Genomic DNA, 26706 nt, shown 5'->3' on the forward strand with positions numbered 1-26706 from the left:
GGATCCCATCTGTCCTGAGTCAGATTGAAGCACGTCACTGTCGTGCAAATGCGACGGTCTTGGTTGGCACATCCGGTCCGGGGCGACTAAGAACTGGTGGGTTGCGCGGTCCTCACCGGACAACTCCTGGGCGGTTAGCTTGCTCAGGGAGAGGATGCCGGCGGCGGTGCTGGCAGCGGCTCCATAGTGGACGATGTGTGGTTTCCCGGGTATTTCCAGGAAGCGTCCATTCGGCGCGGTGGCGGTGAGTTTGTGGCACCAGGTGCGGCGCGCCACCGGGTCCCGTGAACCACGAATTACCAGCACGGGCTGGCTCACCAGGGCAAGCCGGGCCTGAAGGTCGTAGGTCATCATGACGGGAAGTTCGGTGAGGTACCAGCGCATCCCGGAACGCGCGTAATCGCTGAACACGATGGCATTCCCTACGGGACTTTCCACCAAAGCATCAAGCCCCAGTGAGAGGGACTGCTGGAGAACGGTACGGCGTTCGGGATCCACTACCGGACCCAGAAGTACGACGTGGGAAACCAGGTCGGGCCGCTGTAAAGCGAGCTCAGTTGCGAACTGCGTACCCATGGAGTGGCCCACCACCACTGCGCGGCCAGCCCCCATTTTCTCAAGAACTGCGGCGGTATGGACCGCGTAGTCAGCGACGCTGAGTTGCCGGTCCGGGGTGGGTGTTCCACCGAAACCTGGCAGGTCAATAGCAAGGGTATCGCCGTGTACAGCAAGGAGAGCCTGCAGTTTGCGGTAGTAGCGGTGCGACATGCCGATGCCATGCAGCAACACGAAGACAGGACCGGAGGAACCCTGGGGGCCCGCCAGGAAGTGGACGCGGGAGGTCAGCGATCCCGTGGTGACGACACTCGGGGCACCCCGTCGGCGTGTCCACCCCTGGGGTATCCGAGACGGTACATCGCCCGGGGATTGATCGTTGTTGGCTTGCACCGGATGTCCTTTCACGGTCTGCCAAGTGGAGGGGTGGTGCGGTTACCCTAGCGTCGCGAGGGCGGCCGGTGCACATTCAATGGTGACCGCGGTATTTGCTTCGACAGATTGCACTTCTCCGTCGATTTGGTACGGGATGGGTTTGAGGGTTGTGAACCGGTAGCTGCTCACGCTGGGTTGGTCCCCCAGGCCCTGGGTGGTGGCCCGCAGTGCGGTCAGCAGCACGCGGAGCTTTGACCTGTGGGGGAAGATCACTACTTCGAACTTCCCGTCCGATGCCGCGTCGTCCGCCTCGCTGAGGGTGGCGTACTTTGCCATTTCGGCGATGTTGGCCAGGACGAGACTGTCAAACTTGCGGCGCTTGCCGTCGGTTTGCCGGATCTCGAATGGTTTGAATTTCGAGAAGGTGCGCATCACGGAGAACATCTCCTTCAGGGCGCCTTTACTGCCTTTTTCCAGGTCGATGGCCATGACCGGTGTCAGGCCGAACCCGATGTAGGAGTGGGCGTATTCCATGGGGGCGTCGGTGTTCGCGCCTGTTGTCATTTTCAGGAGGTCGATGTGCCGCACCTTGCCGCCGGCGATAGCTGCCTCGAGCGGTTGGGTGCGGGTGGTGCGGCGGTGGTCGTTGGCGTTGCCTGCTGCCATGACGGCACAAACCGCGTTCGGGTTGCCAGCCTGCATCACGCCGTTCACAACCTCGTTGTATCCGCCGTCCCCGCTGACAGAGACAATGAGCACGTTTCGGCCGCCGCCGGCGGCTTCACGGGCAAGTTCGACGGCATGGCCGGCGTGGGCTGTGGGTTGGAGTGCGATGTCGGCAGCGTATGGAAGAAGGTCCGCAAGGCTGGCTTTGAGCTCCTCGGCGAGTTTGGGCGCATCACCGGTGCTGTTGGGGTTGAAGATAACAACGATTGATTCGAAGGTCCGGGCAGTGCTCATTACGCGCTCCGTGGGTTCTGTGTTTTGCTGATTATTCGGTGTACCGTTCCGGGGCCGGGGAGGCATCGTCCGGCGTTTCGGGGACGTCCTGGGGTGGCCGGTCAGCAGTGGGGCCCCACTCGCGAGCTGGGCCGGTGTTTAGCTGTTTCCGGTATGGACGATGCTTCCGAGGTCCTCTTGGTGGGCCGGGGCGTCGGCGAGGCCTTCCGGTGTGAGGTCAAAAGTCTCGATGCAGATGGGAGTCTTTTTCCCCGTGACGGCGGTGGTTAGGGGTTTGGTGTGAAGGGTGTTCGTCATGATTGATCCTTTAGTTGATCCCGTCGCAAGGGCGCTGGGGCCGGTGGTGGTTTAGCGGGGCAGCTCCATCTGGAACCCGCACCGGCAGCGAGATCCTCATGCTCTGACGCCGAACGGGGAGGAACGGTGGCGATGTATTCCGCGGTGGTGTCAAAGACCCTGGACAGGCGGCAATTGGAGCAGTGGAGGGCGATGGCCAGAATGCCGGTCCGCCCGTCAGTGACGGCCGGGGATTCCACCAACAAATGAATGTCGGTATCGCACCCGGGGCACCAGGGTTGCTTCCCCCGCGGCTGATGAGCACCACGAGGGATGTAAGTGTTCGAGGTTGTGGTCATATCCGGAGGCTCAGACCACGGCCTGGTAACTGGAAAGGATAAAGTCCGCGGCGGCGGGGCCCTTCATGGTCAGGCACTGGCCGGGACTGACACGCTGTTTCATAGCGGCCCAGAATGCGTGCTCCGATTTCGGAGCGTTACCCGACAGATAACACCAGCTGGTGTACAGGCCGTAAAAGGAATCCCCGTCAAGAGCCGAATCGGACTCCCGGTCACAACAGGTGGCTTCGCTGAGGAACTGGTCGAACTGTGAATGTGCCATGATGGCTCTTTTCACTACGGTGCGGGTGTCCGCCGTTCGGCTACAGCGGCTGAAACTCAAATGCCTTGCACGGGGCATTGAGCGTACTGCCGGAACCATGACCTCAGTGATGCTCCGGCAGGCTAGTACATAGGTGAAGCAGATGACTCTGGCGCAGCACCGGTCAGGATGCTGCGCCAGGATCAATCATTTCCCGACTGCGTGCCGGGAAGGTGCGTTTTAGCCGTGGTTGTTGTGGGCGCGGTTGCCGGCCTTGGCCAGGCCACGGGCAATCATCAGACCAACGGTGAGCCAGGTGATGTACTGCATCGCGTCATTGGCATTGAAAACGTCGACACCGTTTTCGCTTGCATTGTCCCCAACAACTGCAGCGGTAATGATGGTGGCGATAACTGCCGCGGCGTAGACAGCGAACTCAAGGGTCCGGGTGGAGATCTTGATGTCATTGGCGTTGCGGACAGTGCTGGAGTTCCCGGTGTGGGTTTGAGCAGTCATGTGGTTCTCCTGAAGGTGATGTGAGCAGCCTGGACGGCTATGCAAACTCTGATCCCTCTACTGAAACCATGTCGACAACTTCTCTACGATGTAGACTTTAGCCGTAGACTCATTGATAAGCAAACTTAGTCATCCCTTGCATTAGGGGATGACGCCGATCAACAGGACGTTCAGCTATGACCTCCCCAAATGGCACCACCAACAGTTCAGGTCCTCGGAAGGCCCGCCTGAGCAGGGAAGTCGTCCTTTCTGCCGCGTTGGAACTGGTGGACGCCGAGGGGCTGGAGGCCCTCACTATGCGCCGGTTGGGCCAGGAACTCGGGCGGGACCCCATGAGCCTTTACCGCTACGCAGCCAACCGTGCTGCCCTGCTGGACGGGGTTACTGAAAGGGTGCTCAATGAGCTGGCCATCTTTGTCGATGATCGCGACTGGCAGGCCCAGCTTCGCCGGATCGGGCACGATCTGCGGCTTCTGGCCCTGCGGCACCCCAACGTCGTGCCGCTGCTGGTCACCAGGCCTCTGTCCACTCCTCTGGGCTTGCGTCCGCTGGGCACCCTGCGCCCCCTCGAACAAATACTGGCCCTGCTGATAGCGGCAGGCTTTTCTCCAGCCGACGCCCTGCACGTCTATCGCGCTTACTACGGATTCCTCTACGGCCACATCCTCAACGAACTCCAGGAATACATCGTGGACCCGGACGAGAACGAAGCCGTCCTCCGCCTCGGTCTGCACCGCCTGCCGGCAAAGGAATTTCCGCACCTACGTGCACTGGGCCCGGTCCTCGCCGAGTATGACGGTGACGTTGAGCTTGATCAAGGACTGAGCATCCTGCTCTCGGGCCTTGCTACACAACTCTCGGGGCCGCCCCAACAGCCACTGGGCTGAGAAAACCCTGTCAGGCCGCAACGAATCTCCAGTGCTGGGCCTGGGCCCTTAGCAGGCGGAGGGAACGCGGCTACTTCTTGGCGGCCTTCGGCTTGGGCTCCTTCGCGGCCTTCGGCGGCAGGCTGGCTACATACGCGAACGCCTTTTCCGTCCAGGCCCTGGCCCGCGCGTCGTCGCCCTCGCCCTCTTCGTTCCAGATCTCCGGCAGACCTGTGTACCCGCCCATGGGGCGCTCGGGGGGACCGAAGGGAACAGTGCGTTCCCCGGACTCGAGCGCCTCCCGGTCCTCATCGGAGAGCTTGATGCCGATGGTCGGCCCGAACAGCCCGGCGAACATGTTGCCGTTAACGAACGCCCCGAGGTTGCCGAACATCGGCTTGATGACAACCTCCGGATGGTCAGGCACCACGGCCCGGAAGTGCTCCTTGTCAGCCTCGGTCGCTTTGGGCATTTCCATCGGTGCGCCTCCGGGTAGCAGGGCTCGTGCAGAATATGTGGGGATGTCCGTGCGCCATCCCATGCCCCGGATCATACGCCCGGCCGCCGGCCCCGGCCACCGTCACGAGCCGGCCCAGCTGCCGGGGAGCCCCGCCAACTTCACCACCCCCCACTCTGCTGTTTGCCGGCCCGCAGTGCTATACCTAGCTCAAGGCAACTAAATGCGCGGCTGTCTGCAGTGCGGCGATTCGGACGATCCGGGCCTGCCCCGGAGGCTGGAGGAAAGGTGCTGACCAGGCCAGCCGGAGCGCGGACGGGCCGCCGGGCACTCCTCGCCGTTGCCTGCCTCGGGGCGCTTGCCGTCCTCACCTCCTGCTCAGGCACTGTCACGGACACCGTGTCCACGGCCGCCGAGGACAGCGCCTCCGCCATCGCCACCGCCCGGCTCGCCATCCGGCAGGACGCAGACGGCAAGCTCACCCGCGCCGCCACTTCCACCGCCTTCGAGGACGCCCTCAAGGAAGTGCAGACCAGCCGGGACACCGTTCTGCGTCTCTCACCCGCCTCGCCCGAGGACCGGCAGGTGCGGGAGGATGCGCTGGAGGTTCTGGACAGTTCGGCCGCCGGCCTCACCACCGCGCGTAACGCCGTATCGTCCGACGACGGCGGGCCCTCCCTTACGGACGGGGAGCAGGCGCTCGCCGCGGCAGAGGACGCGCTGTCTCAGCTCAAGTCGAAAGTGGGCGGGAAATGAAGCGCCTGCTCGGCGTGGCACTCGGCATTCTGACCGCCATTGGCGGCTTTGTGGACATCGGCGACCTGGTGACCAACGCCGTCGTCGGATCCCGGTTCGGACTGTCCCTCATCTGGGTGGTGGTGGTTGGCGTCGTGGGGATCTGCGTGTTCGCCAACATGTCCGGGCGGGTGGCGGCCGCTTCCGGGCGGGCCACCTTCGAGGTGATCCGCGAACGGCTGGGGCCGCGCGCCGGCCTGGCGAACCTGTCCGCCTCCTTCCTCATCAACCTGATGACGGTGACCGCGGAAATCGGCGGCATCGCCCTGGCCCTGCAGCTGGCCAGCAGCGTCAATTACCTGCTCTGGATTCCTCTGGCGGCGGTGGCGGTGTGGCTGGTGATCTGGCGGGTCAAGTTCTCCATCATGGAAAACGTCACCGGGCTCCTGGGCCTGACCCTTATCGTGTTCGCAGTGGCACTGTTCCTGCTCAAGCCGGACTGGGGCAACCTGGCCAGCCAGGCCATCCCCGCCGTCCCGGCCGAGGAAACCGGCGCCACCTACTGGTACTTCGCCATCGCCCTGTTCGGCGCCGCCATGACACCGTACGAGGTGTTCTTCTTTTCCTCCGGCGCTGTGGAGGAAGGGTGGAAGATCAAGGACCTGATCCAGTCGCGGATCAACGTCCTGGTGGGGTTCCCGCTGGGCGGGCTGCTGTCCGTCGCGATCGCCGGGTGCGCCGCCGTCGTGCTCCTGCCGGCAGGAATCTCCGTCACGTCCCTCTCCCAGGTGATCCTCCCGGTGGCGGAGGGCGCCGGGAAACTGGGGCTCGCCGTCGTCCTTCTGGGCATTGTGGCCGCGACGTTTGGCGCCGCCCTGGAGACGACGCTGTCCAGCGGTTACACACTGGCGCAGTTCTTCGGCTGGTCCTGGGGCAAGTTCCGTGCACCGGCGCAGGCGGCACGGTTCCATCTGGCCATGATCATCTGCCTGCTGGTGGGCCTCGGGGTGCTGGCCACCGGCGTGGACCCCGTGCTGGTCACCGAATACTCCGTGGTGTTCTCCGCCGTGGCGCTGCCGCTGACGTACCTGCCCATCCTGATCGTCGCCAACGATCCGCAGTACATGGGCCAACACGTCAACGGCCGGGGCGTGAACGTGGTGGCCATGGTCTACCTCGTGGTGATCCTCGTGGCCTCTTTGGCGGCCATACCCCTGATGATCGTGACAGGAGCCGGCGCATGAAAACGCCCCGCCCGCTGGGCTCTGTTCCCCTGGCCCCGGTTCCTCCCGTCGCCGGGCAGACTCTGGACGCCCAGCTGCACCTGCTGGACCGCCAGGTCCTGGACAGCGGCGGCGTCCCCGTCACCACCGTGGACGACCTCGAACTCGGCGCTCCCGAGGGCGAACCTGAGACTCCGATGGGGACGGTGATCCCTCCAGGAACACCGGCCCCGGTTCTCACCGCACTGCTGACCGGTCCCGTCCTGGGGACGCGCATCTTCGGCGGCAGGCCGCCGTCGTCGCGTCTGATCCGGATCCCGTGGACGGACGTGGCAAGCGTCGGCGTGGTGGTCCAGCTCGGCGTCAGCGGCCAGGGCCTGGACGCCGACTGGGTGGAGCGCTGGGTCCGCGACAAGATCATCGCCCGGATTCCGGGAGGCCGCCGTGATCCTCGGTGACCTGCTGGGCACTCCGGTGCATGACGACGACGGCGTGCGGCTGGGGCGCGTGGCCGACGCCCGGTTTGTGGTGGACGGCGCCCCGCACCGGCTGATGGCCGACGCCCGGCTGCTGGGCCTGGTGGTCAGCCCGCACAGCTGGTCGTCGTTCATGGGCTACGAGCGGAACAGTCTCACGCAGCCGTGGCCGCTGCCTCAGCTGCTGCGGTGGCGGCACCGCGGATCCTTTTTTGTGATGTGGGAGGACATCGCGGTGCTCGGCGACCGGTCGGTCCGGCTGCGGCGCGGGTACACGGCGTACAGTCCGGCGCTGGACGGGAGCGGGCAGGAGTAGGTTCCGCCGACGGGCCTGGCTGGGTCTTGAAAGGTTGTTGGCTCAACTTTGTCACCTGGCCGGGTAATTGTCCTGTACAGTTGATTTCGTTGTTGTGTTTGCATTGTGTAGTTCAGGCAGTACGCGCGGTCGAAAGTCCGCGTTCTTCTGAAGTAGCGGTTTTGAACACCCCACACCGGAGGACCCGAAAGTCGGGACAGTTCCTCCACCTTCACGAAGGACAAAAATAATGGCTACTGGTACCGTCAAATGGTTTAACGCTGAAAAGGGCTTCGGCTTCATTTCCCCCGATGACTCCTCGCAGGATGTTTTCGCGCACTACTCCGCGATCAACTCCGGCGGCTTCCGCTCCCTCGAAGAGAACCAGAAGGTTTCCTTCGAAACCGAGCAGGGCCCCAAGGGTCCCCAGGCCGTCAACATCCAGGCTCTCTAATTTTCTAGAGAACCGGGACCGTTAGGTTTCGAGCAGGGTCCGTCTTATGACGGGCCCTGCTTTTGTTAACCCGGCTGTGCTGGAACGCTGGTGCCCCGCCCTCCGGGCTCTGGAACAATGGCCATCATGCAATCAACCGACGCCGTCCCCGCCTTCGACCTGCGCATCAGCGTCGAGGGCACCGAACCCGAGATCTGGCGGCGGCTGCAGCTCCCGGAAACCGTCACCGTCCCGGAATTCCACCGTGTCCTTCAGGCCGCCTTCGGGTGGGAAAACCGGCACCTCTACGGGATCCGCTGTACTGACCTCCGCGGAGAACGGCGCGTCATCGTTGGCCCGGACGAAGCGGCCGACGACATCGATGCTGAGCCGGCGTCGCGCGTCGCGCTGTTCGAACTTCTGGATGCATAGAAGACCGGACCCTCCGACTTCGAATACGAATACGACTTCGGTGATGCCTGGACGCACACCGTCGAGTTGATGGGGCCCGCAGAGCTTCCCGAGAAGACCGTGCGCTGCACAGACGGCGCCAACCGCGGCCCGGTGGAAGATTCAGGCGGTTCATCCGGCTACCGGCGGATCGTTGAAGTCCTGGGCGATCCCGGGCACCCGGAATACGAGGATGTTGCGGGCTGGTACAAGTACGCCACCGGCGAGGACGCCACAACGTTTGCGCCGACCGTGTTCGACGCCAGCGCGCTCAACGCCCGCCTGGACGAGCTCGCCCTGCAGCTGTGGCCTGAGCCGCCCACGGACGGCGAGATCGACGCCGTCGTCCATTCCGTCCACTGGTTTCCTGGCCCAGGTTCCCGCCGACGGACTGCCGCTGACCCAGGACGGCTACCTCAAACCGGCCTTCGTCAGGGAAACCTTTGAAGCCCTCGGCCTCGGTGACAGATGGCCCGGCAAGGCTAACCGCGAGGTCCAGACTCCGCCCGTCCTGCGGCTCCGGGAGCAGCTGCAGGCCTGGAAACTCCTCCGGAAGTCCAAAGGGCCGGCTGCTGCTCACGCCCGCCGGCCGCAAAATGTACGACGGCGGCCGTCCCCTATGGGATTATCTCGCCGACGCCGTCGGCAATCCTCCCGGAGCAAGCGGCAGTCACGGTGAACGGCCTTCTGGTGCATTGGTTGCTCGATGGCACCACGCCGCGTTGGGACGAGCGAGCACGGGTGGTTGCCGACGCCCTCAACGTTGAAGGGTTCCGGACAAGGAACGGGGCTCCCATCCCGCTGGACCTTGGCCACGACATGTACCTCCACAGCCGCTGGACCCTGGACTGCCTGCAACTGACGGCTCCCGGGGACCGCTTTTCGACCGTCCGGTGCTGATGGACGGCGGCCGAAAGTTCCTGCTTCAGGTGCAGGGGATGCTCAACGGGGGATAGGCGGTGATTTGAGCCGGTCGCGGCCGATTGAGCTTGTCGCCGCCGGTTGAGCAAGGCGGGCTGATCCCCTCGGTTTCGACAGGCTCAACCAGCGGGCGTTAGCTCAACCAGCGGTGCCCGTGGTTTCGACAGGTCAACCAGCGGGACGGCTGTCAGAGCTGGCCGCGGGCTGCCAGAAACGCCGTCAGCGCTGGGCTGTCGATCTCCTTCGCCAACCAGGGGACGGCCTTGGCCGCCGCCTCGTCACCGAGTAGGGCGCGGTGGGACTGCGCCCGGACTACGAATTCGCGCATCCCGCTCCGGCTGGCAAGCGCCCCGAGCCGCTCAACCACTTCGGCGGCCCGCTCGGACCTTGCCGCGATGGCCACCTCCGCCGCAACGTCCAGCAGCCGGGCCGAGTACCAGAGGTACCAAGGCTTGGGCTCCATCCCTCGGTCCACCCAGTGCTGTGCCGCGGCAAGGTCGCCGTGCGCGAGGAACAGACGCGCTTCTGCCCCCGCGGCGAGAGCCATGTAGCAGTGGTCCCCGGCCAGGTCCGCCATCACCCACGACCGGTCGATCATTTCGGCGGCGGCCTCGAGGTCTCCCGCGGCCAGGTACGTTTCGCCGCGAACCCCGGCCACAAACGGCTCGAAGGCTGTCCAGTGTTCGGTGAGGATCCACCCCAGTGCGCGGTCCAGGGCCTCCGCCGCCGGTTCCAGCTCGCCGCGGAGCAGCCACACCCGGCCAAGGAGCGCGCTGCTGAACGCCAACTGCCGGCGGTTCCGTGCCTCCCTGGCCAGCCTGACGGACGCGGTCAGCGCCTCCACCGAGTCGCCATAACGTGCGGTGTCCGACGCCAGCATTCCCTGGATCGCCAGCACCCGGGCCTGCTCCTCAGGGAACCCCGCGGCGGCCGCACCGGCCCGCTCCAGCCAGCCCGCCGCGCGGTCCGGAACGCCCCGCTGGACGGACAGGTACCCCAGCTCCCGGTAAGCGGCCGCCGTAGTGGGGGACGCGCCGTCGTACTTTTCCAACGGCGCCGTCGCCGTAGGTGCCTCGGCCGACAGCGCCCGGTGCAGGAAATCCGCCACCTCCGCCCCGCGGCCGCCCGCCTGGTGGATCATCGCCCCGGCCAGCGTCACCAGCGACTCGGCGAGGAGGTGCCGGTCAGGGGTGCGCTGGGCCAGGACGACGGCGAGCCGCAGCTGATCCAGACCCCGGTCCACGGCTCCGGCCGAGAGCGAGGCGCCGCCGGCGTCGAGATAGGACCGCACCGTGGCCACTGTGGCGGGAATCCCAGGGTCGGTCTCCGGGGCCGCACCCGACAATGCCCGGCGGATTTCCGGCGGCAGCGGCATTCCCAGTTCGTCGCGGTAAAGGTTGGCGCACTTGGCTACGTGCTCGCGGGCATGCCGGTGCTCACCGATTGCCACCAGCGCCAGGACCAGCACGGCGTTGCAGTCGGTGTGGAACGGGTCCCGCTGCAGCGCCCGGGTAGCCAGCTCCGCTGCCTCGCGGGGATCACCGGAAGCCAGTGCGGACACCGAGGACTCGTACAGCAGGGACTGCGCACAGTTCTCAAGCCGGTAGCGCTGGTCCGCTAGCCAGGAATCGAACACTGGGCAATCGGCGAAGGACAGCCCCTCCAGCAGTTGGCCGTTAAGGCTGTGCGGGTCGGGGCGGGGGATGGCACCCGCCCCGACGAGTTCGACGGCGTCGCAGCGCCACGGCGGCTGGAGCGCCAGCCGCAGCGGATCGCCGTCGAGCATTACACCGGTCAGCGTCCGCCGCAACTCGGAGAGGTTCCAGCGCAGGGCGCCGAGGGGGTCGGCTGCGTCCGGAAAAAGCAGCGTTGCCAGCCGCGACCGTCCGGTGCCGTCCGGCTGCAGCGCAAGGTAGGCCAGCACGGCCCAGGCCTTGCGGCCCCTGGGCTGTGGGGGAGGGGTGCCAGTGGACTCGATCGCCGGCGGACCGAGGAGCCGAATGGTGCTGTCGGCCATACGCGCCATTTTAGTCCCGGCGATACGCGGCGTCAGCGGGCGTTCACACGATTGCTCACACGGCGGCCGCGGACACTGAAATCACCCCATCCGCACACAACCACTCGAGGCACAAACATCATGGCACTGCTCGTTATCCTGCTTCTCACCGGACTCTGGGCTGTCACCGCCACCGTCCGCTCCGTCCTCACCGACGGCCGGGGACACCATCCGAGTGTTCGTTCCCATGAGTCGTGGAACGCGGGAGACCTGCCCAGCGTGCCCTACTCAAGCGCCCGGCTCTGGTAGGGCCGGGAGAACGACGGCGGGAGGCCGACAGAACTGCCGGCCTACCGCTATCCCGGGCTACTTAGAGCATTTGAGGTCCGGGTTGTAGGCCGCGAACATGCCATCTGGTTTCGACAGGCGCAACCAGCGGGGCCAGGCTCAACCAGCGCCTAATGCAGCCCCATCGCTTCGCGCACTTCGTCCAGGATGTGGTGCACGGCGCTCTCTGCCGCCGTCGCGTCCCCGGCCGCGACCGCCGCGGCCGCTTCTTCGTGGGCGTCGAGGGCCTCGGGCCGCGGCTTGAACGGCATGAGTCCCTGATGCGTGCGGCTGGTGAGGACCTCGGCCACCATGCCTTCGAGCGACGAGAACATCTCATTGCCGCAGCTCTTCAGCAGCAGCCGGTGATAGGCGATGTCGGCCGCCAGGAACCCCTCGAGCTCTCCCGCCTCACCCAACCGGCGCAGGTCCGCGGCCAGTGCCACGAGCTGGCTGCGTTCCGCGGCGCTGGCCCGGCGTGCGGCGCCGGCAGCGGCAATAGGTTCAACGGCGATGCGCAGCTCCGTGAGGCTGGCGTACTGTTGCGCCCGGCGATCGGATGCGAGGCGCCACCGCACCAGCTTGGGGTCATAGACATTCCAGAGGTCCGGGGTCTGCACCACGATCCCCACCCGCCGGCGTGAGTAGACCAGGTTCATCGACTCGAGAACCTTCATGGTGTCCCGCGCCAGCGTCCGCGATATGCCGTACTCCTGCTGGAGCCCTTCAAGGGTCAGGCGGCTTCCCGGCGCCAGTGCGCCGGAGGCGATAGCCACGCCCACAGCGTCAAGGACGCGTTCGTGCATGGCGGGTGACGACCCGCCGTCGTACGCGTTATCCGCGCGGTCTTCTGTCGCCGTCGACATGATCCTGCCTTTCCTCTGCGCTGAGGCGCTCCTCCAGAGTACCGGAAGTAGGCGGCAAAGGTATGACTTGTGACACTCAAAGATAGTATCTTTCAGCTCAATTGGTGATACCTTATCTCCAGCGCAGTTCGAACCGGGCTGCAGATTGAGCTTCTTCCACAAGCCAAAGACGTCTTCTTCGGAGGTAAACATGCAGTATCCAGCCACGCATCTGGTGGTGATGGGCGTTGCCGGTTCAGGCAAGTCCACGATCGCCGCAGCCCTGTCCAAGCACCTCGGCTGGGCAAGCGCGGAGGCGGACGAGTTCCACCCGCAGCCCAACATCGACAAGATGAGCCAGGGCATTCCCCTGCAGGACGAGGACCGCTGGCCCTGGCTGCAGCAGATCCAGAGCTGGATGACCGGGCAGGCGCGCTCCGGCCACAGCACCGTGCTCACCTGCTCCGCGCTCAAGCAGAGCTACCGCAAGCTGCTGGCCGAAGCCGAAGGCCGCGTGCTCTTCATCCACCTGCACGGCGACGCTGCGCTGATCAGCCAGCGGATGCAGGGACGCGAAGGCCACTTCATGCCGCCCACGCTCCTGCCCAGCCAACTGGCCACCCTGGAACCGCTGACCGCCGAAGAGCTTGAGACCGGAAGCCTCCGCCTCGACATCACCCGCTCGCCCGAGGAACTCATCGCCGCCATCCTGGCCGCGCTGCAGCTCCCCGCGAAGGAGCGCCCCTCCAACCAGGCGCACGGCGCCAACTAACTGCACCACGGGATGCCGCCCGTAGGCGCGGCACCCACCCCCCCAAGAAATCTGCTTCAAAGGAGAACCATGACCATCGAAGGATGGACACAAACGCTGGGCGCAGGACCGCTGCTGCTCATCGCGGCCGTTGCGATCGGCGTCCTGCTGTTCCTGATCATCAGGCTGCGCATGCACGCGCTGCTGGCACTGATCCTGGTCAGCCTCGCCACGGCCTTCGCCACCGGAATCCCCGCCAACCAGGTGGTTCCGGTGCTCATCAACGGCTTCGGGACGACCCTCGGAACCGTGGCCCTGCTCGTCGGCCTGGGCGCCATGCTCGGCCGCATCGTGGAAACCAGCGGAGGCGCGAAGGTGCTGGCCGACTACATGATCGGCATCTTCGGTGAGAAGCGCGCACCGTTCGCGCTGGGCCTGGCCTCCCTGATCTTCGGGTTCCCCATCTTCTTCGACGCCGGCCTCGTGGTCATGCTCCCCGTGGTCTTCGCCGTGGCCCACCGCCTGGGCGGGGGAGTGCTGCGCTACGGCCTCCCCGCCGCCGGCGCGTTCTCCGTCATGCACATCTACCTGCCGCCGCACCCGGGCCCGGTCTCGGCGTCGGCCTTCTTTGAAGCGAACATCGGCCTGGTGACCATCGCCGGCCTCATCACCGCCATCCCCACCTGGTACCTCACCGCCTACCTGTACGGCCTGTGGACCGGAAAGAAGCTGCACCTCCCGGTCCCGGAACTCCTCGGCCACGCCACCCCCGAAGCCGAATCCCACCCGCCGCGCTTCCGCACCATCATGGGCCTGCTGCTCCTGCCCCTGCTCTTCATCTTCATCAACACCGGCCTGAATACCCTGGCCTCCTCCGGCGTGCTGCCTGCGTCCGCCAAGAACGAACAGTGGTTCCAGATCCTGCGCACCTTGGGCGAGACCCCGGTGGCTCTGCTCATCACGGTCTTCGTGGCGATGTTCGTCCTCGGCGCCCGCCGCGGAATCCACAACGGGGTCATCGAGAACCTGCTCGAAACCTCCCTGGGCCCGGTCTGCTCGGTCATCCTGATCACCGGCGCCGGCGGGATGTTCGGCGGCGTGCTGCGCACCTCCGGCATCGGGGACGCGCTGGCCGACGTCCTGGGCAACATGGGCATCCCGCTCATCCTGGCCGGATTCCTGATCTCGTCGATCCTGCGCATCGCCCAGGGTTCCGCCACCGTGGCCCTCACCACCACCGCCGGCCTTATTGCCCCCGGTGTTGCCGCCGGCGGAATGAACGGCATGCAGGTGGCCGCCCTGGTCATCGCCTGTGCCGCCGGATCCGTCGTTGCCTCGCACGTGAACGACGCCGGCTTCTGGATGGTGGGACGCTTCTTCGGCATGGACGTCAAGACCACGCTGAAGACCTGGACCGTCATGGAAACCCTGATCGGCGTGATGGGCTTCGGCATCTCCGCAGCCATCTTTGCCGTGGCCGGGCTGGCCGGTTAGCGCCACTGTCTTAAGTACGACGGCGGGAGGCCGGCAGATCTGCCGGCCTCCCGCCGTCGTACTTTTGTCTGTTGCTGGGCAAAGTGCGGCAGACTGGTACTTCTCGACAAGAAAGCGGAACACATTGATCAATCTGCAGCAGGATTCCGAAGGCTTCATCCGGATGAACAGGCATTTCCCGGCCAGCGTCCTGGTCTCCATCACCTTTTCCGATGGCTCGGTGGAGAATGTCTCCGGCCAGCGGCTCAACCAGGCCTACGACGAAGCCCTGGCCGAGTTCCGCGAACAAAACAATCTGGACGCGAAGGGTTTCTCGCGCTACCAGAAGAGCCGGACCAACCCCGGAAACAAGGTCGACTTCGTGCGCGTCCAGCCCGGCATGAGCGACTGAGGGCGCCGGCCTTTTAATCCAACCGTTCTAATCCAACGCGGGGTCAGATATCGCCCAATCCGTTGCCGCGATCGGGCGATATCGGACCCCGCGTTGCTGTCTGACCTACTCGACGAGGGCCTTGATAACCTCCTTGGCCACGTCCTCACTGGACTGCGGGTTCTGGCCGCTGATGAGGTTGCCCTCACGCACCACGTGGCTTGCCCAGTCCGGTCCGGTTTCCACGTTGGCGCCCTTCTCCCGCAGCGCCGTCTCCACCAGCCACGGCGTGTTCTCCCCGGTACCGCCGCCCAGTTCCTCGGAGTTGGCAAACACCGTCAGCTTGCGGCCCGCGAAAACGAACGCGCCGTCGTCGGCCGTGGCGCTGAGTAGGCCCGCCGGGCCGTGGCAGAAGGGGGCGATGATCTTGCCGACGCCGTCGGCCTCCACGAGGATGCGGCCGAGATCCCTGTCCTGGAAGAGGTCCGCCATGGGGCCGTGGCCGCCCGGCAGGACCACGGCGTCATACCCGGACATGTCGACGTCGGCCAGCACCAGCGGTGCGAAGAGGTCGACGTCGATCATCTCCAGGTAGGTGCGGAAGTCCTCCGCCCGCTCCTCGCTGCCCACCATGTCCGCCTGCAGGCTGAGCTTGTCGACGGTGGGCTTGACGCCGCCGGGCGTGGCGAAGTCCACGTTGTGCCCGGCCTGCTGCAGGGTCCGGTGCGCCACCACCAGTTCCTCGGCCCAGAATCCCGTGGGGTGCTGGCTGCCATCCTTCATGGTCAGCGAATCGGCCGCCGAGACGACCATCAGAATGTTAGCCATTGTCCTTGCTCCTTATGTGGGTTTCTTGGTTTCGACGCAGCCGCTGATCGAGCTTTTCGAGATCTCGCGTGACCGGGCTTCTTGGCTTCGAGAGGCTTAGCCGGCAAGCCATTCCCTCAGCCGAAGCGGCGGCTCCTGGCCGCCCGGCTTCTGCACCAGCACCTGGTTCACGCCGGTCAGGCCGCCTTCGAAGCCGAGTGCACTCGCCGCCATGTACAGCCGCCAGATGCGGGCGCGGCCGTCAGTTGTTAGCCGCACGGCCTCGTCCCAGTTCTCCTCCAGGTTCTTGACCCATGCGCGCAGCGTCAGGGCGTAGTGCCGGCGGAGGGCCTCGACGTCGAGCACCTCGAAGCCGCCGCCCTCCAGCGCCGTCATGACCTCGGAGAGGCTGAGCATCTGGCCGTCGGGGAAGACGTAGCGGGGGATGAAGGAATCGGGATCGTCCTCGGTGGGTCCCGCATTCCAGGAGATGGCGTGATTAAGCATGCGACCGCCCGGACGGAGCAGGCCGTGGAGCTGGGAGACGTAGCGATCCAGTTGCTCGCGGCCCACGTGCTCTGACATGCCGATGGAACTGATCGCGTCGAACGGGCCGTCGTCGATGTCGCGGTAGTCCTGGACACGGATATCCACTCGGTCCGTCAGTCCGGCCTCGGCCACCCGCTTGCGGACCAGCTCGGCCTGTTCGGTGGAGATGGTGATGCCCACAACGGTGACGCCGTACCGCTCGGCGGCGTGCAGGGCGAAGCTGCCCCAGCCGCAACCGACGTCCAGAAGGCGCTGGCCCGGCTGCAGGCCCAGCTTGCGGCAGACCAGGTCGAGCTTCTCCTCCTGGGCTTCTTCCAGGCTTCTGCTTTCATCGGACCAGACTGCGCAGGAGTACACCATCGACGGGCCCAGGACCAGCCGGTAGAAGTCGTTGCCGACGTCGTAGTGGTGTGAGATCGCGGCGGCGTCCCGTGTCTTCGAGTGCCTGCGGCCGTGCTTTTCCACCTTCGCTTCCTCCGGCGGGGGAGCGGGGTTGCGGCCCAGTGCGCCGAGCCGGATACCGGTTTTGAGCAGTGTCCAGACTTCCCGGGGCGTCGGCGGGCTGAACGGGCCCGGTTCGGCGAACTTGCCGGCGGAACTCAGGGCGGCGAAGGCCTCGAAGATATCGCCGTGGGCGGTGATTTCACCGGCGACGTACGCCCGGCTCAGGCCCAGCTGCCCGGGCGACCAGAGGATCCGCCGCAGCGCCCGGCGGGAGGTGAACTCGATCAGAGGGGCGTCAGGGGGACCGGCTTCCGAGCCATCCCAGGCCCGCAGCCGGACGGGTATCTGGTCGGCGCCCGCTTTTCCCGTCCCGAACTCCCCGGTGCCAAGGACGATGGCCAATGCCCTGGCCAGCTTTGGTGCCGCTCCGGTCGTCTTTGCCATAGTCGTCGCCTCTCATCCCGTGCCCCAGCTCAGGCTGCGCCATTGCAGTCCCGTGGGATTAAGCTACACAAGCCTGCCTGCGCCCGACAGGGAGACAGAGTTGTCTCCCTAGTCCGACGCGGTCGAGGCGGTGCTTTGGCCCCGCACCACTCCACGAATTCGAGGGAGACCTGCCCGGATGACGGAAGCTTCCGGCGTCGCCGATGCGTTCCGGCGAACTGGCGGATCATTCCGTTGGGCGCCGCCGGGGCTCGCCCCGAAGCTCCCGACTCTGGACCGGATTTCAGGGCGGTGGGATCCTGAACCAAACGTCGACCGGGGGGAGAAAGGCTGTAGCAGACCATGGACGAATCCGCGGATACACGTCAACGGCTGTCCGATCGCATTGACCAGAAGCAGCAGGCCATCCGCGCCTACTTGGGGCGAGAGCGGCCGCGCCGGAACAGGCTTTCGAACATCAGCATCGTGGGCAGCGCCCTGGCCGCCATGCTTACCGCCGGCCCGGCCGTTGGAGGCACCGGGTTCACCGAGGCAATTCAGGGAATCTTCCGGCTGGAGGAAGACTCGGTAGTGTGGCGGTTCCTCTGTTTGGCAGCCGTGATTTTCTCCGTCGCCGCCGCGTTGGCCACGAACTTCGCGAACTCCCGCGCGCTGGGCGAGAAGGTCAGTGCCGCCGAGAGTGCCAATGCCCAGCTGGAAGGTCTGCAACTGTCCTTGAGCTTCGGCAACCTCGCCGTGGCCGACGCCCTCAAGCTCTACCAGCAAGCCGTAGCGCCGGTGGCGTTCGTGGATGAGGTCCCGTCGCGCTGAGGTTCCTTTTTTCAAGAACGCACGACGGCGGGTGGCTGGCACGAATGTCAGCCACCCGTTTTCGCTCAAGGAGCACTTCGGTTCTATGAATTACGCAAGAAGAGCGCAAATGTCAGTAACTTGCCCAGGTCCTTCAAATGCGCTGACCTGACGTCCCTTATCGTCCAATACGAAGGTTACTGTCCCTTGGGTGAGAAACAGTCCTTCTCGATCACCCTCAGGGACGATGAGGACGTTTCTTCCGGTAGACGTCACGGTCAACAGCCCCGGGTCGCTTGTGTCAATGTGGGTTGCTCCCGTAATCACATAGGTCACGCTTTCTCCAGTTCTGACGTTTGTGAGGGTCACCCGCTGATTAGGTGCAGTGATGATCGCGGCCCCGCCGGGGAGTTCGTTTACACCCGACCCGCCCGTAACCGTGGCCTCCACTCGGAAACCGCAGTCCCTGTTGATAAAGGTGACGTCCGCCGGCGCAGGCGGGGCCGCGGTAACAGGCCCACTGCCCATAACTAAGCCAAGCAAAACGGCAGCAAAAACTATAAGCTTTTTCATGGCAATTTCTATTCCTAATCTGTTTGCGAAAGCGCGCACGCCAAATACGGACCAATTGCGCGCTGGAAGCTAGGGGCGTGAAACTCAGCATTGAATATCAGGTCGGAGCGGTTCTTCCATTGGGAAGCCGCACATGAGTTGCCACGGGAAAAGCGCCGCATGTCTAGTTCCCACTCATTTTCCCAAACTCAAAGTAAGGGTCAGCTCTCGGCATTATCTTCTTTGATTAATGCCTAGGTGCAGGATATTAGACCCTTCTTCTCAAGCATGGGAAGACAATTTCATTATTTGTCAAGGACTTCGATCGCGTTGTCACCGCCGTGCTTCATCCCGTTCACCCCGCCGTCGCTAGCCCGTAACCCTGCCCGTCGAGCATGGGCCTCATGACTGCACTCTCCCGCCGAAACGTCCTCAAAGGTGCCATCGCCGCTGCCGGTGCCGCCGCCGTCGCGCCTTCCCTGGTGGTCCCCGCCCACGCCGCCCGGCCGTCCGCGGTTCCACTGGTCCGCAACCGGCTGACCCTGCCGTCCGGCATCTCCACCGGAGATGTCACCACCAACTCGGGCGTCCTCTGGTCCCGCGCGTCAGGCGCAGGCCGGCTGGTGGCCAACCTGCTGGCGGTGGACGAGGACGGGTGCGCACTCCGCGGCAGCCGCGCCTTCAGCCGCGTGCTGCGCGGCACCACAGCCAGCGATGCCACCGACTTCACCTCGAAGATCCGCGCCCGCGACCTGCCGTCGGGCACCCGCTTTGCCCTCGCCATGCACTTCGAGGACCCCGACGGCAACGCGGGCGAGACCGCCCGTGGCTCATTCAGCACTCCGCCCGGCTCGAAGGCCAACAGTCCCTGGTCCCGCAGCGGTGGGACGAAGCGCAGCCAGAACTTCGTCTGGACCGGCGACACCGCCGGCCAGGGGTGGGGCATCAACGAGGAGATCGGCGGTATGCGCGGGTACGCGGCCATGCTCGCCACCAATCCGGACTTCTTCATCCACTCGGGCGACACCATCTACGCCGACGGCCCCATCGCCGCCCAGGTCACCGAGCCCGACGGCCAGATCTGGCGCAACCTCGTTACCGAAGAGGTCTCCAAGGTTGCGGAAACCCTCGAGGAGTACCGGGGACGGCACCGCTACAACCTCGTGGACAAGAACATCCGCGCCCTCTACGCCGAGGTTCCCGTCATCGCCCAGTGGGACGACCACGAAACCACCAACAACTGGTACCCCGGCGAAATCCTCACCGACTCCCGCTACACCGAGCGCCGGGTGGACGTCCTCGCCGCCCGCGGCCGCCAGGCCTGGCAGGAATACCAGCCCATCGCCCAGCTCAGCGACGGCAGCACCGGATTCGAACCGGCCCGCATCTACCGCAAGATCTCCCGCGGCCCCCAGCTGGACGTCTTCTGTCTTGACATGCGCACCTTCAAGGACCCCAACACCGAGGGCAAGGAAACGCGCCTCACCCACATCCTCGGCCAGGAGCAGGCCGACTGGCTCATCCGTGAAGTCACCAAGTCCAAAGCCACCTGGAAGGTGATTTCCGCGGACCTCCCGCTCGGCATCATCGTCCCGGACGGGCCCGCAGCGCAGGAATCGCTCGCAAACCGCGACGCCGGCGCTCCCTTGGGCAAGGAGCTTGAAATCGCGCGCGTACTGTCCGCGTTCAAGCGCAACCGGGTTAAAAACATCGTGTGGCTCACCGCGGACGTGCACTACTGCGCCGCCCACCACTACTCGCCGGAGCGCGCCCTCTTCCAGGACTTCGACCCCTTCTGGGAGTTCGTCGGCGGGCCCATCAACGCCGGAAGCTTCGGGCCCAACCAGATGGACGGTACCTTCGGCCCGGAAGTGGTTTTCTCCAAGGCCGGCGCCTACGCCGGCGAGTCCCCGCGCAGCGGCGAAAGCCAGTACTTCGGCCATGTGGACCTTGGCGAGGACGACGTCTTCGCCGTCACCCTCCGCAACGCGAACGGCGCCGTGATCTTCCGCAAGGACCTGAACCCGGAGCGCTGAGCCTGCTCCACCTACGGCGCCGGGCTCAGTCGACGGTTACCTCGGGCTGCTGTGGGGTGCCGGGAGGCTGGTACTTGATCTGCGCTGCCTGCCGCATTGCGTCCATCGTTTCCTCGACCGTCAGGAGCACTGTGGTTTCGAATGAGCCCAGCGCTCCGCCTCCGCTGATTGCCAGTGCTACCGCCGCCATGGACACGTTGTCCGGAGCCTCCCAGAGGTTGTAGCCGTCATGCGTTCCGAAGGCGTACCAGAATCCGTGGAGCTTCCCGCCGACCGATTCGATGTAGGCCTGTGCGGCCTTTCGTCGGTCTTCCGGGTTGCTGATCAGCCGTGCCCAGGTCTCCGGGGTGTAACTGAACCTGGATAGATAGAGGGGCATGGTCTTGGCTTTCGGTGCCGTCGGAAGCGGGATTTACCCAGAATGGCAGGCCGCGCTGCGGCCAGCAACGGCGGAATTTTTCACCAGCGCGCGGGTGGCTTCAGATGGGTAGTCACCCGGCCCGTCCGGTGGGACGATTCAACTATGAGCGAGTTTTTTCCGGACCATGGGCCGCACCTGCACGCGCATGCGGCACCCACCACCCAGCAGATGCGCACCGTCGGCCAGCGGCGCCGGGACGCGGAAGAGAAACTGGAACAGCACCTTCAGGAAGCCCGACACAAGGACCAACCGCAAAACGATGAGCCACTCACGCAGGCGGCAACTCCGACGTTCGACGGCCAGGGCGCTGCCGGTGCGGAGAACGACGGCGGATTGGGGACCACCGAGGGTGTGGATCCGAACCCGGGTCGGTAGTTTCGGCAAGCCCTTCCATTGGCTGAATGCTGCACGTCACATTTCCGCAGAGAGAACGTAATCCGGCATCCATTCTGCAAGAATAACGAAGTCATGTGCGGGAGGTCACAAGCAACGGCGCTTGGGACCTCCCGTGCAATGCCCTGGGGAGGCAAGGATGTCAGGAATCAGTTTTACGGCCATCGACTTCGAGACGGCCAACAGCCACCGCGGCTCGGCATGCGCCGTCGGCCTGGTGAAGGTCCGGGACGGGCACATCGTGGACACGGCGTCGTGGCTCATCAAGCCACCGCCCGGCATCGACGACTTCGATCCCATCAACGTGGAGCTCCACGGCATCACAGAACCGGACGTTCAGAACGCCGCCGACTGGGAGATGTCACTCGAGGGCATTCTGCAGTTCGTCTCCGAGGACCCGATCGTGGCTTTCGATGCCGCCTACGACGCCTCCGTGATGCGCACAGCCACCGAGCACCAACACCTGGACCTGCCGGCCAAGGACTTCTACTGCGCGCTGCACCTCGCGGAGGACCACCTGGCCCAGCCGCGGCCCCGCCTCAGCGACGCGCTGGCCGCGCTGGAACTTCCGCCCGTTGAGCGGCACGAGCCGCGGGCACACGCACTGGCCTGCGCCCAGATCGTCCTCGCCATCGCCGCCCGCCGCGGCTTCACCACTCTGGCCGAGGCCTGGGAAGGGCCGACGACGGCGGTCGGCAAGCGCCGCCGTGGCCGTCGCGTCCGCACCGACTCCGGCCCGGAAGCTGAAATATCCGACGGCGGCCCGCACCTGATTGCCGACGGCGGCGGGACCGCCCGGGCCGGCAGCGCTGACATGCTGCAGCTGAGCCGGACCGAGGTTGAGCTCCCCGACTTTGAGCGCTCCGAAATTAGGCGCTCAGACGCTGAGCGCGTAGAACCGAACGCGGCCGCCACACCGGGAGCCGCGAAGCGCGCATTCCGCACCGCAGCGGGGCTGGTCCTGTTCGCACTGGGCGCGGCGGCCGCCGTCGGGCTCGCCTACCTTACGGGACTGACCATCAGGTACGTCGCGGCTGGCCAGACCGTCACCGCTGCACTGACACTCGCCGCAGCCGCGGCAACCATGTGGGCGATCTGGGCAAGCATCACCCGCGGCTGGCACCGGCTCCGCCCCCGCAACTGACGGGCGATAACTGACCTGCCCCGTCTGCGGCCTGCCGCCACGGGTTCATACTTCGCGTCTGCGAGAATGCTTGTGGACTGGGGCGGGCGTAGCTGAACAAGGCCGCCCCTTCAGCTCAACGAAGCTCATCGAGGCCATGCGGCCGGGGAAGGCGGACATCCATGCCCATGTGGGCCCAGGCGCTGTTTTGGGGAACTCTGGCCGGCGGAGCGCTGGTTCTCGGCTCGGGACTGTCCTGGAAGTGGAACATCCCCGCCAAGCTTGTCTCCTCGATCATGGCCTTCGGCGCCGGCGTGCTCATCTCCGCGCTGGCGTTCGAACTCGTGGACGAGGCTGTGCAGGGCGGGGGACTCTGGCCCACTGTCTTCGGCTTCCTCGTCGGCGCGGTGGTCTATGTCAGCGCGAATGCGCTGCTGGCCCGCTCCGGGGCCAAGCACCGGAAACGCTCCAAGGACCAGCAGCCCTCCGAAAAGGACGATCCGGGCAGCGGCACGGCCATCGCCGTCGGGGCACTCCTGGACGGCATTCCTGAGTCGGTGGTCCTGGGCCTGGGCCTCATCACCGCAGGCTCGGTGAGCCCGGCCATGCTCGCCGCCGTCTTCATCTCCAACGTCCCGGAGGGGCTGTCCAGCACGGCAGGCATGAAGAAGGCCGGCCGCGGTGCCAAGTACGTCTTCGGCGTATGGGGCGGCATCGCCCTGCTCTCCGGGCTCGCGTCACTGATTGGCTACACGGCGCTCGAGACCGCGCCCGACAGCATGGTCGCCTTCATCACCGCCGTCGCCGCCGGCGGGATCCTGGCCATGCTCGCGGACACGATGATCCCCGAGGCCTTCGAGGAGCACCACAACCTCACCGGCCTGGTGGCCGCAGTGGGCTTCCTCTGCGCGTTCACCATCCACCACGTTGGCGGTTAGCTGGTGACCCCGACGACGGGCGGCCGGCGACGCTGGCGTCCACCCGCCGTCGAGCTTTGACGACCGGTCCGAACGGACCGGTCAGGCAGCCGTGACTGTGACAGTCCGTGTGGCGAGCACCTCCGACGTGATCCAGTGCAGGAAATCGATGCTGATGGTGTACTTTCCCGCGGCAGGAGGACGCAGCAGGAAGTCGAACTTCTCGGCGGCGCCTGACTTGATGATGTTGGTCAGGAGCGGTTGGCCGGCTGTCGAGGGCTGCACCGCGGGGGCGGTGGGGCTGGGGGTGTTCCAGAACGGCCGGCCGTCGTGGGCGATCAGTTCGGCGATCTTGGCGGCCCTGCCGGCCGCGTCCGTGATCCTTGTCAGGGTTGGGAAGTAGTCGACGTTCACCATGCGCACCAGCGTCGGGTATTTGCCGTTCCGCACGACGTTGGCGCGCATCTGGGAGACGGCCCAGACGATGTCGTCGCCCCTTGGCCGGTTGGGGATGTTGCCGCCCAAGAGGAAGAAGTGCCTCGGCTCAAAGCGGTTCAGCCCCGCGTCCTCGCCGTTGAGCCCCGCGGCGTGGTTCAGTTCATGCCACCTCGGGTCGAGGGAGTAGGGCGCAACGAGGGTTTCGGTGGCGATGTCATACAGCGGACCTTCAAAGGTATGGCGGCGGGTGCCGGCCGGAGCAGGTGCAGCGGGGTTGGGTCGGGGATCGACGACGATCGCACCGAACATGCCCATCTGGACGTGGAGCGGGGTGTTGACGTGGCAGTGGTAGAAGTAGGTTCCCGCCGCTCCGCGGTTGGGGTTGCCGCGTTCTGCAGCGTCCGGCCTCCACTGGTACGTGTAGTGCCCGGTGACCTCGAAGGAGGTGTGGCCCACGCCGTCGTTCCTCGGGTCCGGTTCGATGCCGTGCCAGTGGATGGTGTGCACCCTCTTGCTGGGCTTGATGGTGGACTGGAACAGTTGGCCCTCCTGCATCCGCACCGTGGTCCCGGGGATCTGGCGCCCGAAATCGTTTCCCTCGAAGCTCCACATCTCATGCTCGGAGCCGTCAGGGAACACGAACTTCCTGTTGAAGAAGTCCATCTCGAGGAACACGTCGGGCTTCAGCGGAAACTCGGTTTCCGGGCTGCCCTCATGGGGCTGGTCAGACGAGAAGTCCACCTGGCTCCTGAAGGTGTGGTGCGGATCCGCGGCCGTAGGGGGCGTCCCCTGCACCGGGGCGGGCTGGGCGGCCAGCACCCAGTCCGCCACCAGCCCGCCCGGGTACAGCCCTCCGCGGGCTGTCTGCGACGGCTCCGCGTGGCAGTGCATGGGGTAGGTCCAGTCCTCGTTCCGTGCATTCCATACCTGGTCGATCACCTCCGGCGGCCGCCGGACCGGCAGGATGGCCTCCTTGCGTTCCAGCGGCTGCAGTTGGATGGTGTCCTCCCACTGCTGGAGCACGACGTCGCCCTGGGCCGTAACCCGGCCGTGCGACCGTGGGAAATCAATGCCGTTGGCGCGCACCGTCCACACATGGTTGCCGTGGTAGTGGAGCTGATGGTCAACTATCCCGGCGTTGAGCATCCGCATGAGGTGCCCGGTGCGGATGGCTCCGGCCGCCGGGGAGGCGCTGAAGTTGCGCACATCGGTCTCCCGCGGATGGCCCGAGGGCAGCGTGTCCTCGTGCCGCCGCTCGTTGAACTCCAGATCAGTGGTGACGGCCAATGACTGGAACCCGGCGAACCCGTTGATGGTGAAGTAGTCCGGCACCGCGGGGGTGGCGAGCGGATCGACTGTCTGGTCCCTCGAGGCGATGCGCGCCCAGTTGGAGTCCACGTCGTGGCACAGCCACAGCCATTGGCGCTCGAACTCGGCAGCGCCCGGGGCAAGCCGCCATGCATTGCGGGGATCGATTACCACCAGGCCGCCGTACAGGCCAAGGGTCCGTTCCACCGGCTGGTTGCCCGGGTCCGTGTACAGGTAAGTTCCCGGCCGCGGTGCGGGAAACCGCACGAGCTTGGATTTCCCCGGCGCTACCGGTCCGGATCCGACGTCGGCCCCGCCTGCCCCGGCACGGTGGAACCGCATCTCGTGCGGCTGCGCGAGGTTGTTGTGCACCATGATCTCGACGGTGCTGCCCGTCTCGGCGATCAGCGTCCGCGGCGGAAAGAAACTGGCCCAGTACCCGCGTCGGGCAAGGAACTGTCGGGGGAGCGCAGGGTCCGGCCGCAGCGGCTGGGGCCTCCCGTGTGGAGGCAGCGGGGCGCCCAGCGGGTAGGTCCTGCTGGCCACCACTCTTCCGTTGGCGGTGATGACCCTCGGGCTCAGTGCCAATGCTGGGTTCTGATCGTTAACCGCGGTACGGCGGTCCCCGAAGCCACGGTGGTAGACCAGCGATCCGTCCACCATGGGAACGAATCCGTCGTTGATATGGATGTCCAGAATAGCCACGCCCGACCTCCCAGTGTGCTGGGGACCGAGGTTAAGCTGAAGTGCAAGTCCATGTTCGCCCCCAATTGCGCTTTCAGACTGCCCCCATGGTTGGGCTTGGAGCCTAGGGAAAGCTTGGGACCGCCGTCGATAAAGCGCATGTCCTCACATAGGCCGCTCCGGCGGCGCTGTGCACACCTTACGTGACGACGCCGGTATCAAGCGGTGCGGGGCAGCCCGGAGGCCGCCTCAAGCCGCAGCTCCAGGTCTGTCATGACCACCGCGGCCAGGTCCCGCAGGTTTGCACTGTCCGAGTCGGTCATGGTGCGGGGTTCGAAGTCCAGGATGCAGAGAGTGCCCAGGTTGTAGCCGTTCCGCGTTTTGAGGGGAGCGCCGGCGTAGAACTTCAGGCCGAATTCGCCGGCGACCAGCGGATTGAGCAGCGCCCGCGGGTCCTCCGGTGCGTTCTCCACCACCCAGAGATCGTCCTGCAGGATCGCCGATGCGCAGAGCCCCGGGTCCCTGCTGATCTGTTGAACGTCCAGGCCGTGGTGGGACTTGAACCAGATCCGGTCATGATCCACGATCGACACGATGGCCACCGGCACCGAGAACAGCCTGGCAGCCAACGCGGTGAGTCTGTCGAAGGCGCCGTCCGGGGGAGTGTCGAGGATGCTGTAGCGACGCACTTCCTCCATCCGGGCTGCCTCGTCGGCGGGAATGACGGTGGCGTCCACCTTGTGCTTTCCGCGGCTGCTCAGGGACAGCTCATACAGGGCCTGGCTCACCTCGGTGGTCGACGGCCTGTCCTCCGGGTTCCGCGCCGTCATGGCCGCCAGGAGGAGCCGCCACTCGGGCTCGACATCCTCCGGGATATGGG

28 protein-coding genes and 2 pseudogenes are annotated in these 26706 nt (G+C 65.6%); 16 read left to right on the forward strand and 14 right to left on the reverse strand.

Annotated features, from left to right (window positions below):
- Positions 1-195 precede the first annotated feature (195 nt).
- The 5 genes and pseudogenes from G9E11_RS12585 to G9E11_RS12605 all read right to left on the reverse strand — a co-directional run.
- Positions 196-963, reverse strand: a pseudogene (locus G9E11_RS12585) (alpha/beta fold hydrolase); the annotation flags it as partial.
- Positions 964-990: 27 nt separating this feature from the next.
- The gene (locus G9E11_RS12590; protein ID WP_190606236.1) at positions 991-1890 is read right to left on the reverse strand and encodes a diacylglycerol/lipid kinase family protein; all 900 of its coding nucleotides are present in this window, start codon (positions 1888-1890) and stop codon (positions 991-993) included.
- Between the two features lie 138 nt (positions 1891-2028).
- On the reverse strand, positions 2029-2187 hold the full coding sequence (locus G9E11_RS12595; protein ID WP_190606238.1) for a hypothetical protein: 159 nt from the start codon (positions 2185-2187) through the stop codon (positions 2029-2031).
- A gap of 348 nt (positions 2188-2535) precedes the next feature.
- On the reverse strand, positions 2536-2787 hold the full coding sequence (locus G9E11_RS12600; protein ID WP_190606240.1) for a hypothetical protein: 252 nt from the start codon (positions 2785-2787) through the stop codon (positions 2536-2538).
- A 219-nt stretch (positions 2788-3006) separates the two neighbouring features.
- A complete protein-coding gene (locus G9E11_RS12605) occupies positions 3007-3282 on the reverse strand; it encodes a hypothetical protein (protein ID WP_190606243.1) in 276 nt (91 codons plus the stop codon).
- A 176-nt stretch (positions 3283-3458) separates the two neighbouring features.
- Here G9E11_RS12605 and G9E11_RS12610 point away from each other — a divergent pair, with 176 nt between their 5' ends.
- Positions 3459-4169 (forward strand): TetR/AcrR family transcriptional regulator C-terminal domain-containing protein, encoded by a 711-nt coding sequence (locus G9E11_RS12610; RefSeq protein ID WP_190606245.1) that lies wholly within the window; start codon positions 3459-3461, stop codon positions 4167-4169.
- Positions 4170-4239: 70 nt separating this feature from the next.
- Here the strand turns inward: G9E11_RS12610 and G9E11_RS12615 are convergent, their stop codons facing one another.
- Positions 4240-4626, reverse strand: coding sequence for a TfoX/Sxy family protein (locus G9E11_RS12615; protein ID WP_190606247.1), 387 nt, complete (start codon positions 4624-4626; stop codon positions 4240-4242).
- 267 nt (positions 4627-4893) lie between these two features.
- Here G9E11_RS12615 and G9E11_RS12620 point away from each other — a divergent pair, with 267 nt between their 5' ends.
- The 6 genes and pseudogenes from G9E11_RS12620 to G9E11_RS21125 all read left to right on the forward strand — a co-directional run bounded on the left by G9E11_RS12620 (position 4894) and on the right by G9E11_RS21125 (position 8664).
- The gene (locus tag G9E11_RS12620) at positions 4894-5361 is read left to right on the forward strand and encodes a hypothetical protein (RefSeq protein WP_190606248.1); all 468 of its coding nucleotides are present in this window, start codon (positions 4894-4896) and stop codon (positions 5359-5361) included.
- Complete coding sequence (locus tag G9E11_RS12625; protein ID WP_190606250.1) at positions 5358-6584, forward strand: Nramp family divalent metal transporter; 1227 nt, start codon at positions 5358-5360, stop codon at positions 6582-6584. Before G9E11_RS12620 ends, G9E11_RS12625 begins: the two co-directional genes overlap by 4 nt.
- Entirely contained in the window at positions 6581-7021 is a 441-nt protein-coding gene (locus tag G9E11_RS12630) for a hypothetical protein (RefSeq protein ID WP_190606252.1), read from the forward strand. The genes G9E11_RS12625 and G9E11_RS12630 overlap by 4 nt, the downstream gene beginning before the upstream one ends.
- Positions 7008-7355 (forward strand): PRC-barrel domain-containing protein, encoded by a 348-nt coding sequence (locus G9E11_RS12635; RefSeq protein WP_190606254.1) that lies wholly within the window; start codon positions 7008-7010, stop codon positions 7353-7355. Before G9E11_RS12630 ends, G9E11_RS12635 begins: the two co-directional genes overlap by 14 nt.
- Positions 7356-7584: 229 nt before the next feature.
- A complete protein-coding gene (locus G9E11_RS12640) occupies positions 7585-7788 on the forward strand; it encodes a cold-shock protein (RefSeq protein WP_190606256.1) in 204 nt (67 codons plus the stop codon).
- 126 nt (positions 7789-7914) lie between these two features.
- A pseudogene (locus G9E11_RS21125) lies at positions 7915-8664 on the forward strand (plasmid pRiA4b ORF-3 family protein).
- A gap of 661 nt (positions 8665-9325) precedes the next feature.
- On the opposite strand, the gene G9E11_RS12655 reads toward G9E11_RS21125, so the two are convergent.
- Positions 9326-11155: an AfsR/SARP family transcriptional regulator gene (locus G9E11_RS12655; RefSeq protein ID WP_246468923.1), complete on the reverse strand. Its 1830-nt coding sequence runs from the start codon at positions 11153-11155 to the stop codon at positions 9326-9328.
- A gap of 120 nt (positions 11156-11275) precedes the next feature.
- Here G9E11_RS12655 and G9E11_RS12660 point away from each other — a divergent pair, with 120 nt between their 5' ends.
- Complete coding sequence (locus G9E11_RS12660; RefSeq protein WP_190606262.1) at positions 11276-11443, forward strand: hypothetical protein; 168 nt, start codon at positions 11276-11278, stop codon at positions 11441-11443.
- A 149-nt stretch (positions 11444-11592) separates the two neighbouring features.
- On the opposite strand, the gene G9E11_RS12665 is transcribed toward G9E11_RS12660, so the two are convergent.
- Complete coding sequence (locus G9E11_RS12665; protein ID WP_190606263.1) at positions 11593-12327, reverse strand: FadR/GntR family transcriptional regulator; 735 nt, start codon at positions 12325-12327, stop codon at positions 11593-11595.
- 190 nt (positions 12328-12517) lie between these two features.
- Between G9E11_RS12665 and G9E11_RS12670 the strand changes: the two genes are divergently transcribed.
- The 3 genes from G9E11_RS12670 (at position 12518) to G9E11_RS12680 (ending at position 14942) form a co-directional block, all read left to right on the forward strand.
- Complete coding sequence (locus G9E11_RS12670; RefSeq protein ID WP_190606265.1) at positions 12518-13078, forward strand: gluconokinase; 561 nt, start codon at positions 12518-12520, stop codon at positions 13076-13078.
- A 69-nt stretch (positions 13079-13147) separates the two neighbouring features.
- The gene (locus tag G9E11_RS12675; protein ID WP_190606267.1) at positions 13148-14551 is read left to right on the forward strand and encodes a GntP family permease; all 1404 of its coding nucleotides are present in this window, start codon (positions 13148-13150) and stop codon (positions 14549-14551) included.
- Positions 14552-14675: 124 nt separating this feature from the next.
- Positions 14676-14942, forward strand: coding sequence for a hypothetical protein (locus tag G9E11_RS12680; protein WP_190606269.1), 267 nt, complete (start codon positions 14676-14678; stop codon positions 14940-14942).
- Positions 14943-15047: 105 nt separating this feature from the next.
- Here the strand turns inward: G9E11_RS12680 and G9E11_RS12685 are convergent, their stop codons facing one another.
- Positions 15048-15749 carry a type 1 glutamine amidotransferase domain-containing protein gene (locus tag G9E11_RS12685; protein WP_190606270.1) on the reverse strand — a complete coding sequence of 234 codons (702 nt, stop codon included), beginning with the start codon at positions 15747-15749 and terminating at the stop codon, positions 15048-15050.
- 96 nt (positions 15750-15845) lie between these two features.
- Positions 15846-17165, reverse strand: a complete 1320-nt coding sequence (locus G9E11_RS12690) for a class I SAM-dependent methyltransferase (RefSeq protein ID WP_190606272.1) — start codon at positions 17163-17165, stop codon at positions 15846-15848.
- Between the two features lie 342 nt (positions 17166-17507).
- Here G9E11_RS12690 and G9E11_RS12695 point away from each other — a divergent pair, with 342 nt between their 5' ends.
- A complete protein-coding gene (locus G9E11_RS12695; RefSeq protein WP_190606274.1) occupies positions 17508-17975 on the forward strand; it encodes a hypothetical protein in 468 nt (155 codons plus the stop codon).
- 90 nt (positions 17976-18065) lie between these two features.
- Here the strand turns inward: G9E11_RS12695 and G9E11_RS20870 are convergent, their stop codons facing one another.
- Positions 18066-18527: a hypothetical protein gene (locus G9E11_RS20870; protein ID WP_190606276.1), complete on the reverse strand. Its 462-nt coding sequence runs from the start codon at positions 18525-18527 to the stop codon at positions 18066-18068.
- A 374-nt stretch (positions 18528-18901) separates the two neighbouring features.
- On the opposite strand from G9E11_RS20870, the gene G9E11_RS12705 reads away from it, so the two are divergent.
- Positions 18902-20542 (forward strand): alkaline phosphatase D family protein, encoded by a 1641-nt coding sequence (locus G9E11_RS12705; protein WP_190606278.1) that lies wholly within the window; start codon positions 18902-18904, stop codon positions 20540-20542.
- Between the two features lie 25 nt (positions 20543-20567).
- Here the strand turns inward: G9E11_RS12705 and G9E11_RS12710 are convergent, their stop codons facing one another.
- Entirely contained in the window at positions 20568-20921 is a 354-nt protein-coding gene (locus tag G9E11_RS12710; RefSeq protein ID WP_190606280.1) for a GYD domain-containing protein, read from the reverse strand.
- A gap of 144 nt (positions 20922-21065) precedes the next feature.
- Between G9E11_RS12710 and G9E11_RS12715 the strand changes: the two genes are divergently transcribed.
- The 3 genes from G9E11_RS12715 to G9E11_RS12725 all read left to right on the forward strand — a co-directional run bounded on the left by G9E11_RS12715 (position 21066) and on the right by G9E11_RS12725 (position 23417).
- Entirely contained in the window at positions 21066-21338 is a 273-nt protein-coding gene (locus G9E11_RS12715) for a hypothetical protein (RefSeq protein WP_190607123.1), read from the forward strand.
- A 157-nt stretch (positions 21339-21495) separates the two neighbouring features.
- Positions 21496-22500, forward strand: coding sequence for a 3'-5' exonuclease family protein (locus G9E11_RS12720; protein WP_190606282.1), 1005 nt, complete (start codon positions 21496-21498; stop codon positions 22498-22500).
- A gap of 161 nt (positions 22501-22661) precedes the next feature.
- On the forward strand, positions 22662-23417 hold the full coding sequence (locus G9E11_RS12725; RefSeq protein ID WP_190606283.1) for a ZIP family metal transporter: 756 nt from the start codon (positions 22662-22664) through the stop codon (positions 23415-23417).
- Between the two features lie 81 nt (positions 23418-23498).
- Here the strand turns inward: G9E11_RS12725 and G9E11_RS12730 are convergent, their stop codons facing one another.
- Positions 23499-25847 carry a multicopper oxidase domain-containing protein gene (locus G9E11_RS12730; protein ID WP_190606284.1) on the reverse strand — a complete coding sequence of 783 codons (2349 nt, stop codon included), beginning with the start codon at positions 25845-25847 and terminating at the stop codon, positions 23499-23501.
- A 197-nt stretch (positions 25848-26044) separates the two neighbouring features.
- On the reverse strand, positions 26045-26706 hold a 662-nt coding region (locus G9E11_RS12735; protein WP_190606285.1), incomplete at its 5' end, for a GAF domain-containing protein.

Source organism: Arthrobacter ipis (assembly GCF_014694315.1).
Lineage (GTDB): Bacteria > Actinomycetota > Actinomycetes > Actinomycetales > Micrococcaceae > Arthrobacter > Arthrobacter ipis.